This window comes from Alicyclobacillus fastidiosus, assembly GCF_026651875.1.
Taxonomy (GTDB): domain Bacteria; phylum Bacillota; class Bacilli; order Alicyclobacillales; family Alicyclobacillaceae; genus Alicyclobacillus; species Alicyclobacillus fastidiosus.
This window is the reverse complement of record NZ_CP104068.1, coordinates 130117-145003: the sequence shown is the minus strand read 5'-3', so window position 1 is coordinate 145003 and position 14887 is coordinate 130117. Positions and strand designations below refer to the sequence as shown.

At 44.2% G+C, this 14887-nt stretch carries 15 protein-coding genes and 1 pseudogene; 9 read left to right on the top strand and 7 right to left on the bottom strand.

Annotation, left to right across the window (positions count from 1 at the left end; genetic code table 11):
- Nucleotides 1–697 precede the first annotated feature (697 nt).
- Complete coding sequence (locus NZD89_RS28500) at nucleotides 698–862, bottom strand: hypothetical protein (protein WP_268008675.1); 165 nt, start codon at nucleotides 860–862, stop codon at nucleotides 698–700.
- A complete protein-coding gene (locus NZD89_RS28495) occupies nucleotides 855–1043 on the bottom strand; it encodes a hypothetical protein (protein WP_268008674.1) in 189 nt (62 codons plus the stop codon). Before NZD89_RS28495 ends, NZD89_RS28500 begins: the two co-directional genes overlap by 8 nt.
- Before the next feature lie 140 nt (nucleotides 1044–1183).
- On the opposite strand from NZD89_RS28495, the gene NZD89_RS28490 reads away from it, so the two are divergent.
- The 8 genes from NZD89_RS28490 (at nucleotide 1184) to NZD89_RS29925 (ending at nucleotide 7215) form a co-directional block, all read left to right on the top strand.
- Nucleotides 1184–1387: a helix-turn-helix domain-containing protein gene (locus tag NZD89_RS28490; RefSeq protein ID WP_268008673.1), complete on the top strand. Its 204-nt coding sequence runs from the start codon at nucleotides 1184–1186 to the stop codon at nucleotides 1385–1387.
- A 12-nt stretch (nucleotides 1388–1399) separates the two neighbouring features.
- Nucleotides 1400–1582 (top strand): hypothetical protein, encoded by a 183-nt coding sequence (locus tag NZD89_RS28485; RefSeq protein ID WP_268008672.1) that lies wholly within the window; start codon nucleotides 1400–1402, stop codon nucleotides 1580–1582.
- Nucleotides 1583–2709: 1127 nt separating this feature from the next.
- Nucleotides 2710–2952, top strand: coding sequence for a helix-turn-helix domain-containing protein (locus tag NZD89_RS29930; protein WP_369125285.1), 243 nt, complete (start codon nucleotides 2710–2712; stop codon nucleotides 2950–2952).
- 1081 nt (nucleotides 2953–4033) lie between these two features.
- Complete coding sequence (gene pnuC, locus NZD89_RS28480) at nucleotides 4034–4564, top strand: nicotinamide riboside transporter PnuC (protein WP_268008671.1); 531 nt, start codon at nucleotides 4034–4036, stop codon at nucleotides 4562–4564.
- 131 nt (nucleotides 4565–4695) lie between these two features.
- Nucleotides 4696–6003: an IS21 family transposase gene (gene istA, locus NZD89_RS28475; protein ID WP_268008670.1), complete on the top strand. Its 1308-nt coding sequence runs from the start codon at nucleotides 4696–4698 to the stop codon at nucleotides 6001–6003.
- Nucleotides 6000–6182 carry a hypothetical protein gene (locus NZD89_RS28470; RefSeq protein WP_268008669.1) on the top strand — a complete coding sequence of 61 codons (183 nt, stop codon included), beginning with the start codon at nucleotides 6000–6002 and terminating at the stop codon, nucleotides 6180–6182. Before istA ends, NZD89_RS28470 begins: the two co-directional genes overlap by 4 nt.
- Nucleotides 6169–6909 (top strand): IS21-like element helper ATPase IstB, encoded by a 741-nt coding sequence (gene istB / locus NZD89_RS28465; protein WP_268004193.1) that lies wholly within the window; start codon nucleotides 6169–6171, stop codon nucleotides 6907–6909. Before NZD89_RS28470 ends, istB begins: the two co-directional genes overlap by 14 nt.
- Nucleotides 6910–7059: 150 nt before the next feature.
- A complete protein-coding gene (locus NZD89_RS29925; RefSeq protein WP_369125286.1) occupies nucleotides 7060–7215 on the top strand; it encodes a nicotinamide mononucleotide transporter in 156 nt (51 codons plus the stop codon).
- A gap of 36 nt (nucleotides 7216–7251) precedes the next feature.
- Here the strand turns inward: NZD89_RS29925 and NZD89_RS28460 are convergent.
- Nucleotides 7252–7911: pseudogene (locus tag NZD89_RS28460) on the bottom strand (YecA family protein); the annotation flags it as partial.
- Between the two features lie 577 nt (nucleotides 7912–8488).
- Here NZD89_RS28460 and NZD89_RS28455 point away from each other — a divergent pair.
- On the top strand, nucleotides 8489–11635 hold the full coding sequence (locus NZD89_RS28455) for an Eco57I restriction-modification methylase domain-containing protein (protein ID WP_268008667.1): 3147 nt from the start codon (nucleotides 8489–8491) through the stop codon (nucleotides 11633–11635).
- 60 nt (nucleotides 11636–11695) lie between these two features.
- On the opposite strand, the gene NZD89_RS28450 is transcribed toward NZD89_RS28455, so the two are convergent.
- From NZD89_RS28450 to NZD89_RS28435, 4 genes are all read right to left on the bottom strand, one after another.
- On the bottom strand, nucleotides 11696–12799 hold the full coding sequence (locus NZD89_RS28450) for a hypothetical protein (protein WP_268008666.1): 1104 nt from the start codon (nucleotides 12797–12799) through the stop codon (nucleotides 11696–11698).
- Nucleotides 12796–13362 carry a site-specific integrase gene (locus NZD89_RS28445; RefSeq protein WP_268008665.1) on the bottom strand — a complete coding sequence of 189 codons (567 nt, stop codon included), beginning with the start codon at nucleotides 13360–13362 and terminating at the stop codon, nucleotides 12796–12798. The genes NZD89_RS28450 and NZD89_RS28445 overlap by 4 nt, the downstream gene beginning before the upstream one ends.
- 267 nt (nucleotides 13363–13629) lie before the next feature.
- The gene (locus NZD89_RS28440) at nucleotides 13630–14136 is read right to left on the bottom strand and encodes a LuxR C-terminal-related transcriptional regulator (protein WP_268008664.1); all 507 of its coding nucleotides are present in this window, start codon (nucleotides 14134–14136) and stop codon (nucleotides 13630–13632) included.
- A 281-nt stretch (nucleotides 14137–14417) separates the two neighbouring features.
- The gene (locus NZD89_RS28435; protein ID WP_268008663.1) at nucleotides 14418–14801 is read right to left on the bottom strand and encodes a DUF1643 domain-containing protein; all 384 of its coding nucleotides are present in this window, start codon (nucleotides 14799–14801) and stop codon (nucleotides 14418–14420) included.
- Nucleotides 14802–14887 lie beyond the last annotated feature (86 nt).

The window sequence follows — 14887 nt, the reverse complement described above, 5'->3', positions numbered from 1 at the left end:
GAACGTGGATGTTACTGTAGTGTTTCAAACGAGTAACGATTGTGTTACGGCTGACATTAAAAGGACAGCCCAATATGGACTGCCCCAAATCACCGTGATATGCGATGTTACTTTTTCTTCGATGTTTTTGCCTTGGATGAAGTGGTTTTGGTTGAATGCTTCGTAGCCTTATGCGCTTTCGTCTTATGATCGGACTTGGTGGTTTTCGATGTATGGGACTTTGTTGAATGAGTTGTAGCGTGAGTTACTTTTGAATGTGTAGCCGTTTTGGACGTAGCTGCAAATGCCATTGTCGGTGCAGTGAGAAGAGCAATAGTTGCCATAGTCGAAAGAACAATCTTCTTCATTATGAACACCCCAATATTTGTTTTATTAAATGGTTACCGTACCAATATAGGGCATATGTGCTCAAAAAATTATCAAGTACATCATGCCACCGTGATTGTAGAATATAGACGTTGAGGTTTCTTTTTATGTACGTAACGATTGTGTTAATGCCTCGTTAGAAGAACCAAGTTACCTACGCTAACGTATGTGGCTGTAGGTTGAACGCATAGCCTGATTATCACCTTTTTATCCCCTTTTTCAGTACCATATTATCTCCTTTTTAACAGCGCAAAAAGACGACCACATCATCAAAATGTGATCGCCTGCTCGTGACACGTGCTTTATCCAGTTTGTCCACTTAATCTATCGTTTATACACGTTGCGATAAAATTGTTTCGACGTCAGGGATTACTTGATCCCTGAACCAACTTAAAGCCTCGTCTGCACTAAATCCGCCCATCTCTTCAAACGCAAATGTGTCCATCATGTGTTGTGTTAAGATAGCACGTACATCGGCAAGATTCGTTTTAGGCATCGAGTGCACCTCCCAGTGTGGAAGCAATTTTTTTCAGACACACCGCCAGTGGAACTTTCCCGAAACTTTCTCGAAAGGTCCACATTTTGCCGAATTGAAACACCTTTTCACAGTAAATCGTCTCACCTGTCATCGCGTCTGTCTCTGTCCATTCTGATACAATTTGACCGTCTTCGTACATCGTTATATCACCCTTACTTGTCCGAATTGTTTATGCCTGTCCTGTTACGAAAATCGTAACACATGTGCTCAGAAAATTCAACCACTATTTGTGTATAGTGCCCAACCCATGTATTATTTTCCCGACGTCGGAGGTGCGGAATGATTACGATCAAAACGGAACTTCTGGAACAGTATGGAGTACGTGAGTTAGGAAGATTAACCGGTATTCGAGCGGCTACGGTGATGGATTGGAAGAACGGAACGGTAAAGCACATTACTGTCGACAACCTCAATGCGTTGTGTCGTGTGTTAGGATGTCAGCCAGGTGATCTGCTGGAGTATGTACCGGATGACGAGGAATAGGAGTGATGCACGGTGCAGGTGACGATCATCGAAGGTGAGAACACAGATAAGGCGTTGGAAATGGCGTACAACATTTTCAGGAATGCTGTGCTTAGTGGGCGTGTAAAATTGCCGAATGATTGCCGTATTAAGTTGACGGATAAGGAACGAATCATAAAAAGTCCCGTATCAGCAGAGGGAGCCAACACGGGATGAGTAAGAAATAAAGTTGCTTCAGTGCATGACGAGTATACGATGTCAGGAATGGAATATGCAATAAAAAAAAGTCCCGACAGCCAAAAGCCATCGGACATAATAGAGGTATGTGTCTTCGATATCATTATAGCACCAAATACAATTACATATTTTTACAATTTGTTAGTGTGTAATCATGCGATATAATAAATATATATGCACAAAATTGGACGTTTTGGAATGTGTCATCATGCATTGAACGGCTACAAACCGCGTCGCATCAATGATTTTCGGCGTACATAAAATTCGCGTGTCCGACAACGCAAAAAGGCACCCGTATGACACGGATACCCATTGCGGGATGAAGACTGCTCCTATCTCATATGGAGCGCTGTTGCGCGTATTCTGCCCTAAAGAAGGTGCGAGCATCCACCCATCTCGACGTAATGGACGGATACCCGAGATAGCACTTCCCTGCGCTATTAATGTGGCCAGTTAATCGAGCGATATGTATATAAAAAAGGCACCCGTATGACACGGATACCCTCTTTGCTATGTAAGTGACGACTGAGCCTTATCATTATGGACAGCAGAACGTAATTATATTCAATGTTGGCCGCGCGACGTCGACCATCGGCAGAAATCCTCGTTTAGTTCGCGTGGACCTTCTTCCATAGTTGTTTGCTGATGATGCGGTCGATTTTGTACACGATAGCGTTACGTTCCTTTTTGGGGTAGGGCCGTCATTTTAACGAAAACATACGCTAAGACAGTTTCTGGATGTAAAACGTCGGTTTTTTCTACGCTAAAGGGGCCAGAAGTCCGTCTAACACGGCGTCATAGTCCCTAAACAGTCATGTTCAACTTGGACATGAATTTCCAGTTTAAACGTCACGTCGAAAGAAACTTAATGTACTTTATTACATGATGAGTATGATTGGTTTGATGAGCCAAGGCTTTTGAGATATAAGGAACCTTTGATAATCCCTTTTATGATGTGGGATTGCGGGTCTTGGCCGAATCATACAAAAATCCGTTCTGTATGATTCAGTAACGCCATTTTTTCCAGTTTCCTCGCTATTTCTGAACCAGATTATGGTTAGCGTATATTTTCGTTAAAATGTCGGCGGGACCCCCATTATAGCTACATGCGAATGTATATAGGGCTATTTATTTTGGCCATCCTGTTGCTAGACAAGGTATACGGGGTGGGCATTGTTATGCGTGTCAAAGATGACCCTGCGGCACGATTACGCGTGCTGATGGCTGAACGGGATATAAATACTCGCGAGTTGGCTCAACTTACCGGACTCAATGAACGTACGATTTCGAGGGTTCTGGTGCAAAAATATTTTAATACACCATATGTAGTGTGGATTCGGTTACGATAGACCACTGTATATTGTGGTTTCGTGAATTTTTGCACCAGAACCAGATTTATTATGGTGGGAAGATGAAGATTAATTCGAAACATCAAACGTAGATGTACGACCGGGTTGGCCTCCAGTCGCTGATGAGATAGGCCACACGGCCGGGCTTGGCTTGGAATGGCGAGCCTAGGCGGGGCGGGGCATGCCTTGGCCGGGCGTGGCATGGCGAGGGTAGCCAGAGGAAGCAATTCCTCTGGCTCATTTTAATTTTGGATGGTTACTGCCCCCCCCCCGGAGGACACAATTCAAGCTGTCATATCCAAGATACTGGGCTGATTCAACCCGGGGGTGAAACCTTAGGCATGTAAAACAGTTGATCAGCAGTCTAATTAAAAAGCCTGTAGCGAAGTACCACATTCCAACCAGTACGACACAAACGAAGTCGATGAAAAAACGGCCTCCTGACGTCCATTTTGAGGCGTTTCAAACGACCTCCAGATAGAATGTATCGATTCTGGGGGTCAAACGCCCCAATGGGCAATACACGCCTGTATTCTCAAAAAATCGTTTCTGTAGTCACAAAAATAATTTTTTAGCATACAAACTCACCCCGTTCCTCACCCTCTGTGATATATTTGACGTAATAGATGCATATCATAAGTAAAGGAGCCAGAGTTGCAGCTCTGACTCCCTTGCGATACATCGCCTTGAGTGACTGGGCTTCCCACACTCGGACGATTAACTCAATCGCCACTCACGTGGCAAACCTGCGATAAGTCACCCCATTGGCGGCAAACCTAGAGGGGTGACTTATTTATGTTTCCGAAACTTATTGAAGGCTGTTAGTACGATTGGAAGGGACATAATCTCCCCAACCTTATAGACTGTATCTAGTACCGCGTCTATGTGTACCATTGCCCATGCCTCCCCTCAGTCCGTAGGACTTGGGAAGGCAAAGTCACCCATTGGTTCCGTATCGCTAGGATAATCTTACCACGGGTCTTTCAACGTGGGCATCTATTTTGACGACTTCGGAAGCTAAATCCGAAGTTTTTTTATTTTTACACGACTTTTGGCTATTTTCTTCTTGGGAGGCGATCAAATGAGCGCAAAAACACGTAGCATTTTAATAAATATACTGGTTCTACTTATCTTGTCGGCTGTCGCATTTTTCACGGCTTCAGGCCCAATTAAAATCATCGCTGCTATCGGTGGTATCATCTGCGTTTACCTCGTCGCAAAGGAAAGTGTCTGGAACTATCCGGTGGGCTTGGTGGGTAACAGTTGCCTATGCTACACGCTTTTCCATACAAAATTGTATGCAGACGCCATACTGCAGATCATGTTCATGATTCTAATGGTCTTCGGTTGGGTGTTCTGGCTCACTGGTCGTAATCGTGATGAACGGATACGTCCAACAAAGCATATATCAGTACTTCAAACCGTCATCATTGGATTGTTCCTAATCGTGGCCACAATCATATGGGGTCACATCATCAAAGCATGGGGAGACCCGGCGCCGTACTTCGATGCATTCACAGCAATGGTTGGCGTATCAGCACAGTATCTATTGTCGAGTGTGTATGGTCAAATAAAAATGGAGGTTTCGATCATCAGAAATTCCCTGATCTAATCATTAAGAAATCCTTGCTGATGTCATCAGGAAATCCCTGATCTGATCTGGAAATTTCCCTGGTGTATCTCTCCTAATTGTGTCATTTGCTTCTTACAATCCTCTTTGTAGAAATGCGAGGAGGAGAAAGGATGACGATAAGTATGGAGCAGATTCACCGGATCAAGGAACTGCAACTCCAAGAGAAAGGAGCGTATCAGATTGCAAAGGAATTGGGGCTAGATCCCAAGACCGTTCGGAAATACATGAAGCAGGAGGACTTCTCCCCAAGGCTGCCTGTGCCAGTGTCTAAGCCATCCAAGTTGGATCCCTACAAACCAACCATTGATGCATGGCTTCTTCAAGATGCTAAAAATCGGTACAAGCAACGTCATACGGGGAAGCGAGTATATGACCGACTCGTGAAAAAGTTTCCGGAGTTCAACTGTTCGTACCCGACCGTGAACCGATACGTGACCGCATTTCGTCAACGCCAGCACCTTAGTAAGAAGGGCTATCTTGAACTTCAGTGGCATCCTGGAGAGGCTCAGGCTGATTTTGGTGAATGTGATGTGATTGTAAACGGCGTGCGACGCGTTACGAAGTATCTGGTGGTATCTTTCCCGCATAGCAATGCAGGATTTGTTCAGTGCTTTCTCGGTGAAACTGCTGAATGCTTATGCCAAGGATTAATGGACGTCTTTTATCATATTGAGGGTGTTCCGTCACGACTTGTGATTGACAATGCCACAGCAGCCGGCAGGCGAATTGGAGAGCTAGTTCGCCTTACACAGTTGTTTAAGCGATTCCAAGCCCATTTCGGATTTGAGATTACATTCTGCAATCCGAATAGCGGTCATGAAAAAGGAAATGTGGAGAACAAGGTTGGTTACGCTCGGAGAAATTACATGGTTCCCCTACCATCCAAAGTGTCATTGCATGAGTGGAACACTGAATTATTCGAACTATGCGATTTGGATAATAGCCGCGAGCACTACAAGAAAGGAGTACCTATCTGCGAGTTGTTTGAGAAGGACAAGGAAGCCATGCGAGCACTCCCAAACGCGCCGTTTGAATCTTGCCGATATGGGCATGTAAAGACCAACGGCTATGGCAAGTTCATACTTGATGGCAAGCACACTTATTCTTCCTCGCCGCTGTATGCAGACCGGGAGATTATTGTCCGGATCGGCGCACATTTCATTGAACCACTTGATGAAGCGGGTGACGTTATCTCTCGCCACGAAAGGGAGTTCGGTACAGAGCGGACAGACACAGTCGACTGGTTAACGATGCTAGATCAATTGATTGTAAAACCAGGAGCATGGCGAAACAGCCTGATGCGTAGCCAAATGTCCTACGAGGTTCGTGATTACATGGATGAGCAGGACAGGAGTGGGTTACGGCAAGCGTTACGCCTCATGAAGGATTTGTCTAACCAATATGGCACGTTGCGGTGACTTCGATACAGGAAGCAATTGTTCGCAAACGCACACAAGGCATTGAGGTCAATGCAGCAGTTGTTGCGGCTCGGATTGCTCACTACGGTCTGGATACGCCAGGGGAGCCTGGACCCGACATGAGCCAGTATGATGTTTTACTACCCGCATTCGGAGGTGAAGTGCATGGACCGCAGTGAGATACGACTAGAAATCTCACAATACTGCCGACAATTAATCCTGAGTCAGAATGCGGTACGGTTATGCGATTTAGAAGCTACGCCAAGACAGGAGGAGTTTCTACATAAGGTGTTCCGGGAGGAATTGGAGCACCGCGAGCGTCAGCGGAGAATTCGTTTATTTCAACGAGCTGCGTTCCCTGTACGAAAAACGCTGGAGGGGTACGAATTCAGTTCACTTCGCCTGCCCTCTACCTTGTCCCTGGATGAACTGACTTCGTGTCAGTTTGTCCAGGAGAAAAAGAACCTCGTTCTGTATGGTCCTGTCGGCACTGGTAAGACACACCTTGCCATTGCCTTAGGAACGAAAGCGTGTGAGATGGGAATTGTTACGAGGTTTTTCACCGCAGCATCCCTGGTGACACGACTGAGCGAGAGCAAACGCGCTGGATCTTTAGAACGCATAATGAAGGAACTAGAAAAGGCTCAGCTTGTGGTCATTGATGAGTGGGGTTACCTTCCGATGGACCGTGAAGAGGCGCAGCTATTATTTCAAGTGGTTGCAGCTAGTTACGAGAGACGAAGTTTGGTGATCACCACGAATCTGGAGTTCTCCAAATGGGGCGGTATTTTCACGGATGACCAGATGGCTGCTGCAATGATTGACCGTCTGGCGCACCATGGACAACTTGTTGTGTTTGAGGGAGAAAGCTACCGACTAAAACACGCATTGATGCGGCAAAAATGACCCAAACAGAACTGGAAATACACCAGGGAATTCTCGTGATAATACCAGGGGATTTTAGTTGATCACACCAGGGAAAAATCGATGATTACACCAAGCAAAAAGTGATGATAAAACCAGGGAAATCTTCTTGACAAAACACAGTCGAGTCGCATTTATGAGAACTGGTACGGATGGTTCGCGCTGAATGGGCTGTCTTTGTGCCTGTACGCATATAAGGGACTGTATCTGTTCTCCGTACTGTATTTCTTTTATCTGCTTATCTCAATCGGTGGAATGATTAAATGGAGAAAGTCAGTGGCACAATAACAAAGTATCTGCGGACATACAAAAGAAACTCTCACCTTATCGGGTGGGGGCTGTTTCTACGTATTTGCTCCGTACATCAGATAAATCGATACCTAACTTTTCCCCTATGATTTGCACATATCCCCACAAACCGTCTGGATGACCGAGGAATCCATCCATGTATTCAACAAACGACATTGACCCAACAAACACCGCACCAGGGTCTGCTGGAATAGGCGATGTTACCCCATATTCCAGATCTGTAGGTTGTTTTGTTTGTATATCGAATCCGTTTATTGTAGGTGCCCATGATAATCTATGGTCAAGGGACTTATAAATTGCCAAGTCGTATACTCCACCGTTGATAGTGATCCAAGAATGGTCAAAGTAAATTGTTCTGCCGTCTATTTCAAGCGGATGTTTTACTTCACTAAGAACACGTTTCACATTCGGTATACCTTGTTCACGCAATAACACATAGAGGATTCCGGTTGTTGAATGGCATGCACCTTCCCACCATGTTTCCCTATCCAATGTGTATAAAGAAGTCATCAACGTTTTTCCGATGACGTCTCCATACGGAACGTCTGAGAGAAGTTCTTGTGTATTCAATTCCCATTCGTGAAATTTAGGTTTAAGGTAACAACATTTCTTATACTTTTTCCCGCTTCCGCAGGGGCATGGATCGTTTCTTCCTACACTCATGGTTTTTGTCATCTCTCCTTATTTACAAGTTCAAACTCAAATATACATCGTCTAGTGCTTCTCTTGTTATCCCTATATATGACGACGCAATAAATGGAGACGCATGGTTAAGCAATTTCTGAATGAGGGTGATATCTACGCCTTGTTGATATGTGTGCCCCGCACTATAGATTTAATATAATATCCACCAATCGCCTATGTACTGACTGTTTACATAACGAGAAAATGTAACTGGTGATTCCTATGCTATTTACCCCGATAAAGCCAATGCTTCTCACGATGAAGCCCGAGGCGTTTGACGATAAAAGCTACATATTCGAGCCAAAATGGGACGGCTGGCGAATCCTTTCTTTCAAAGGCTTTCTATTCGATAAAACGCCGACAGATTGCAGATGGGTGAGCTAAAATGGATTCAACCGATAGGTTAAGAGCTTTTAAAGGCCACATCGATGACCAGGATCTGGCGCAAGCTGAAATCAATCACAACATCTTCTATAGCAACCTTTAAACAATTAGTGTTTAATAAAAGTCCATAGCATTACTAGAGCTAGTTAAACTAATTTGGAAAGTTATAATCCTGGGGTGCATTATGACCAATCTATATACAAATTTGAACAATATGAGGCAAGGATGGGCCAACGAAGAAGAACTTCGAATTGGCTGGTTAAAAGCGCTATCTTCCTCTTTGGGAATTGAACTTCAAGCTGAGCGGAAGAAATTGGATTCAAGCTATAATAACGTAATTATCGAGTTCAAAGCACCAAAGTTATTTCATGGAAGAACAAATAGTCCTGCATTTAAAGAGGCTATACATGAGCGACTGAAGCCATACATAATGCGAAAATCTACTGAGGATGGGCTGGAACCGGAAGCATACATTGGAATTGCCATTGATGGCGATCACATCTGTTTCGCCCGAATTGTAGAGAATGATATTGTACATGGAGAATTGTTAGCGTTCTCCGAGGCATCAGTTCAAATGGTTGCCACAGCTCTTACGGATTCGTTCCGAAGAGCCATTACTGTATCTAACCTCGTTGAAGATTTCGGTCTTTCCTCTGACAGTGGAATTAAATTAATGCAAGCCATGGCAAATGCCCTATCCACAAGTATTGGGCAGCAAGCCAACAACAAAATAAAAATGTTATTTGCGGAATGGCAAACTCTTTTTGGTCAGGTTGCCGATCTTTCTGTTAGTCAGTTGGATGGAATACGTAGGTCAATAAGGTTTACATTTTCAAACAACATGCCTCAAGAGCTAATAATTCCGGCAAGCCTTTTTGTAATCCATACGTATAATTCACTTATTATAAAATTACTTGCCGCAGAGATCGTTTCTGCCCACAATTTAACTTCTCGCCGCGTGTTCGCTGAATCCATTGTCACCTTGCCGGACAACCGTATGTTCGCAGAAATTAGTGAACAGATCGAAAAGGGAAAACTCTTTGAAGCTGCGGGAATAAAAGGTTTTGTTGAAGAGGCCATTTTCGGGTGGTATCTTGACGCCTGTTCATACACGACAGAGCAACAAAACATTCTATCCGGAATACGCGACACACTTATTAAACTATCGTTTTATCGTACAGAATCATTGGCTGATGCTCGAACACAAGATATTTTAAAGGGTTTCTATCAGTCGCTCGTTCCCGAAGATTTAAGAAAGTCGTTAGGGGAGTTCTATACACCGGATTGGCTAGTTGAATTTACACTGAATAAATTACAGGCTCCACGATGGTTAACTGATCGCTTCCTTGACCCAACCTGCGGTTCTGGTTCATTTTTGCTTGCTGTGGTGAAACGCCTTCGCTTACAGGCACAACAAGCTGGTTTATCTCCCAGAGAAACACTCGACATCATTTCAGATCACGTGTGGGGGTTTGATCTGAATCCGCTGGCAGTACAAACTTCAAGGGTAAACATGTTAATGGCTGTGGCCGATCTTTTAAAAGCGTGTGGAGGGAAACAAATAGAATTTCCCGTGCTGCTAGCAGATGCGGTGTATTCTCCTGCACCAAATCCAACCGACCCCAACGAAATTGTCACTTACTCCATCGGGAGCCAGGTCGCTAATTTACAGGTAAAAATACCGTCCGCACTCGTACTGGATCGGGACAGACTTGATAAAATTTTCGTCATTATGGGTGAACAAGTCGAACAAAACCAACCTTTCGAGACGGCTTTTGATCGCATATATAGAGCTTTAATCATTACCGATGAAGAAAAGAATCAATGGGAAGAGCCATTACGGGATACTTATGATCGAATTCTAGAACTACACAAGAAAAATTGGAATGGAATCTGGTTTCGTATTGTAAGAAACTTTTTTTGGTCTGCGACAGCAGGGGCATTTGATGCAATTGTAGGGAATCCGCCGTGGGTTCGTTGGTCTAAACTGCCCGCCTTGTATCGTGAACGAGTAAAACCAACTTGTGAGCAATACGACATTTTCTCCAGCACTCCACACCACGGTGGAAACGAACTTGATATATCAGGGATGATTACATATACAGTCGCTGATAAATGGCTGAAGCACGGCGGTGAATTGTCGTTTGTGATTACACAAACACACTTTCAGTCACCGTCTTCCGAAGGATTTCGGAGCTTTTCCATAAATGGAGAAGACAGGCTCAATCCTGTTTCTATTGATGACATGAAAGCTCTCAAGCCCTTCCCCGACGCGGCAAACAAAACAGCGGTAGCATTGTTTCGAAAGGAGCACGGCGTACATCCAGCTTTTCCTGTACCCTATACGGTATGGACTTCAAAACAAGGGTATACGCGAACAATTCCAGCCAATTTGCCCTTGCAACAGGTACTGAATCGAATCGATGATACCCAAATGGAAGCTAATCCTGTAACTAGCGAACGATCTCCTTGGGCTGTACTCCCACCAAAACGATTTCAAACTTTACGGAGAATCGCTGGAGAGAGCAAGTGGGTGAACGGGCGAAAAGGTATTACAGCAGATTTAAATGGGGTCTATTTCGTTAACGTAGTGGATGTGAATTCTGTTGACGGATTGGTTCAAATCGAAACCCGACCAGATGCTGGGCGAACCGACATTGGGCCAAAACAAAGGTTCTGGATTGAACCTTCAATGTTGTACCCTTTGATAAAGGGTGCTGCCGATTTCTCTGCATTTCGCGTGGCTCCTAGAGAAAATTTGTTTGCCATTGTGCCTAACAAGGGAGTGTCAAACGATGCCTGTGATATGGCGCAACACCTATTGGATACAACAAATCAGCGTACGAAAAATTACCTGTCCAATTTTGAACCGTTGCTGAAGAACCGGTCTACGTTGAAGCGATATATGAGAGGCAAACCATATTATTCGATATACAATGTCGGTCCCTATACATTTGCTCCCTATAAAGTGGTATGGGCAGAGCAATCGAGTACATTTGCTTCAGCTGTAGTAACATCCGCAAATGTACCACTGTTAGGACAAAAAGTATTTGTCCCTGATCATAAGGTCTTCTTTGTGGACTTCTCGGATCCAGCCCCAGCTTACTATCTGTGCGGCTTGTTAAATTCTAACGACGTCCGAGAATTTATTGAGAGTCATAATATATCCATACAGACGGGAGATATATTTAAACACATGAATCTCCCGGCGTTTGATAGCCAAAACGCTAAGCACTTGGAACTGTCAAGACTTGTCGAACTCGCTCACAACGATGGGCTGGATGACCAGTTGCGCCAGTCAATCATGGATTGTGCGGATATTCTCCTTTAACTAGATTAATTAAGTACATCAGTAGATTAAAAAGGGACTCGCATCGAAGTCCCTTACTTTTTATTCATCACTCACAGCGTATAGTACCCATCCTTCGTTGGAAATTATGTTCCATGCTTCTTCTTTCGTGAACCACTGTTCCGAGTCGGGTTCGACAGGCACACGCTTTATGTCGTATGGATCATCACCTATAAAATTGATACGGTATTCCCCTTGGTCATTGGAATAAATTCTGAACATAAATAGTGAAGGTAACTTGTATAAATTCAGTCCATTTACCTTAAGGCGGCATAAGAAGAACGGGGTATTCCACGATTCCTTGTAAATCTCTAGAAGTTCAAACATTTCCACCATATTCATAGGTGTAGTCGCGTTTATTGTAGAAGCTAGCTTGTTCAAGCGTTCTTCAGAGTCACACGAATACGCACATGTAGCGATAAGTCTAAATAGCTGCGAATGGACATTTTCGATGTGTGGAATTGACTCCGCCAGAGCCTCATTCATCAGGTCATAACGTCCTCTCATTCCATACAATTTGGCTAAACAAAACGTTAGATATTTATCGTTGTCTTCCCCATGTTGTTTGGCCCTTTCTAGCCACTTTTCAGCTTCGTGAGCATATGAATCTGATTGAATCGTCTCAGGAAAATAAACCTTGCCTCGAGGGAGCGTTTTATCACGGTACTTTGATATAAATGCATCTTCTGTGGCTCGAAAGAATCGTAGCGCCATCTGCCGGCGACTCCCCGCAAGGTCAGGATATAAACTTAAGGCCTGTTCAGTGAACCTCTCGGATTGATAGAGGTCAAGAGTACTAATCGACTGCAATTGTGATGCAAACCCTTGAAACATGCTGTTTGTTTGAGTTCTCCGCGCCTTTTCGTCTTGTTCAGCCAGTTGATTAAATTTGTTTTCCACTCGCTCGTCGAGGGCCCTGAAAGACAAAACAGATACCAGCGCCACTATGAGACCAGCGGCGGCCATAATTCCACCAACCAACGTGGCTAAAAAGGCAATAAAATTCAGCTCAGAAGATACTGAAGTGAGATGTCCTCTGAATATAATGGGACCCAGCCAAACAACCAATACGGCAAATAAAATTCCGCCACCAACCAAACCAAATGCCCTTAAAAACTTACGCAAATTATCACCCACAATCATCACAAATTCAGATTCAAATACACATCATCCAGTTCTTCCTGCGTGATTCCGATGTAGGCCAGTGTCACCGATGGTGCTGAATGATTCAATAGCTTCTGTATGCGGGTGATATCGACTCCGGCTTGATAGGCGTGGTACCCGAATGTCTTCCTTAATGTATGAGTCCCGATGTTCTCCTTGATTCCAACTGAACGAGCAGCATCATTGATGATCCGGTATGCTTGATGACGAGTGATTGACCTTCCACCTTTTCTGCTTGCGAATAATGCATCATCCGGTGAATATCCCTCGCGAGTCTTTATGTACTCTATGAGTGCTTTCCTGGCATTGTCTGAGAGAGGAAAGTCTTTCGTCTTCCCTGTCTTCTGCTCCCTCAGTAAAATACGGTCCTGAATTTTAGATCCGTCCATGACGTCTCGAATTTTCAACTTCAATAGGTCACTCACACGCAGACCCGAATTGATCCCAAGAACGAACAATGCGTGGTCGCGCAAATTTGTCGCCCTGAGTATCTTCTTGATGGAATCTATTTGTTTTTTGTCTCGAATTGGTTGAACGTACTCCACAATTGACCACCCCTAGGCTAATGCGCCATATCGTTTCCAATTATACGGTATGTTGTATTCGTTTGTTAGCGTTTGATATCACTGAATCAAAAAATGCCCGCAGTCCCTTGTGTGGCGCGGGATTCGGGGATTTTTTCGAATGTAACAGAATGCGGTTGTGTTGCATTCACTCTTTGAGTCTGATCAGCGTCCATTAATGGGGAGGTGTATGACATTTCAGCAGAAATGCAGATTAGCAGAAATGCATTTTTGCAGAAGTGCAGAAATCTAATTTGCAGTCCTGAACAGTCCCGACGCAAAGACCCCTCCATCGTCGTCCAGGCTATTGAACAATGCCATCTGGACACCTGCAGTACGCATTCTGGACAACTTCGCCCGCGCGCGGTCTGCGTATTTCTGGACTGTACTTTTCGTGATTTTCATGCTGTCTGCGATTTCTTGAAATGTCATCCCATCCATCAGAGAACGTAGTACACGTGATTCTCTGAATGACAGTGAACTCATGTCCAATGTGACCGTAGCAGCCGTGTCGTTTTCTTCATCCTCGAGGACACTGTAGGAGTCATAAACGACAGCCATATTGTTGAGGGCTTCTGTTTCCAAGAGGATAGTCCGAGGGTGGTTGTCTTCATCGTTCTTCATTTGTCTAATCGCGTAGGTCATGGATTCAATCATTGAGGCGTATAGCTTTTTTGTTGCAAAGTCTTTGCAGAGGTTTTTCTTCTGGCGGAGAGTTTCTACTTGGTCTTGATAGTCACGAATGAGGTCTTGCATGTTCGTCGCTCCTTTTCGAAGTTCGGAACATCAAAAAGCCCTGCAACCGTGTAGGTGCAGGACTGCGGTTTCACCCACTGATGGGATTTTGTCATACGAATGCTCTGATATAGGACGTATGTCCCAAGTCAGCGGAGCCTATGAGCCTGTCACCGTCTCGCACACGGTAGTCAGTTCCATTGAGAGGTCGCATCTCTCGATGAATCCGTTGGCTTTTTCATTTGCTCCCTTTTGGGATATTATACCATAAACCATGCATCAAAAACAGATTCACGTTACATTCAAATGTCGATTGCATCATATCCGTGTTCAAGGACAATACATTTTTTCAGTTTTGCCTCTCGTCGTGGAGCGTAATAATAATTCGGCTGTCTCTTTTTATCTGTTGTTAGTCCGATACATCGCAATTTCTTAGCGTGCTTCTTCAATAGCTTTTTGAACTCTTGATGTTCACTGACTACTTGGCCTCCCTTACCCCAAGCCAAAATCAATATTTTTGTTTTCGGATTTCCAACTGCATCACGAATGTATTCTAAATTTTTACGTTCAAATACCTTTTGGGAAGGCTTCAATGAATTCTTCTTATCGCCTGTACTAGCGAATAAATTGACGACTTCTAAACTTCCATAATCATCGCTTTCTAAGGTTCTGGTGCAAAAACTCACGAAACCACAATATATAGTGTTGAAGGTTCATTGAATCTACAACACATGTAGCGTATTCAAATGTTTTTGCACCAGAACCAACCTGG

What these genes read in the sequence shown, in the direction of transcription:
- NZD89_RS28500 (WP_268008675.1), bottom strand. Translation starts at nt 862, where the DNA reads ATGCCTAAAACGAATCTTGCCGATGTACGTGCTATCTTAACACAACAC.
- NZD89_RS28495 (WP_268008674.1), bottom strand. Translation starts at nt 1,043, where the DNA reads ATGTACGAAGACGGTCAAATTGTATCAGAATGGACAGAGACAGACGCG.
- NZD89_RS28490 (WP_268008673.1), top strand. Translation starts at nt 1,184, where the DNA reads ATGATTACGATCAAAACGGAACTTCTGGAACAGTATGGAGTACGTGAG.
- NZD89_RS29930 (WP_369125285.1), top strand. Translation starts at nt 2,710, where the DNA reads ATGCGAATGTATATAGGGCTATTTATTTTGGCCATCCTGTTGCTAGAC.
- pnuC (WP_268008671.1), top strand. Translation starts at nt 4,034, where the DNA reads ATGAGCGCAAAAACACGTAGCATTTTAATAAATATACTGGTTCTACTT.
- istA (WP_268008670.1), top strand. Translation starts at nt 4,696, where the DNA reads ATGACGATAAGTATGGAGCAGATTCACCGGATCAAGGAACTGCAACTC.
- istB (WP_268004193.1), top strand. Translation starts at nt 6,169, where the DNA reads ATGGACCGCAGTGAGATACGACTAGAAATCTCACAATACTGCCGACAA.
- NZD89_RS28455 (WP_268008667.1), top strand. Translation starts at nt 8,489, where the DNA reads ATGACCAATCTATATACAAATTTGAACAATATGAGGCAAGGATGGGCC.
- NZD89_RS28440 (WP_268008664.1), bottom strand. Translation starts at nt 14,136, where the DNA reads ATGCAAGACCTCATTCGTGACTATCAAGACCAAGTAGAAACTCTCCGC.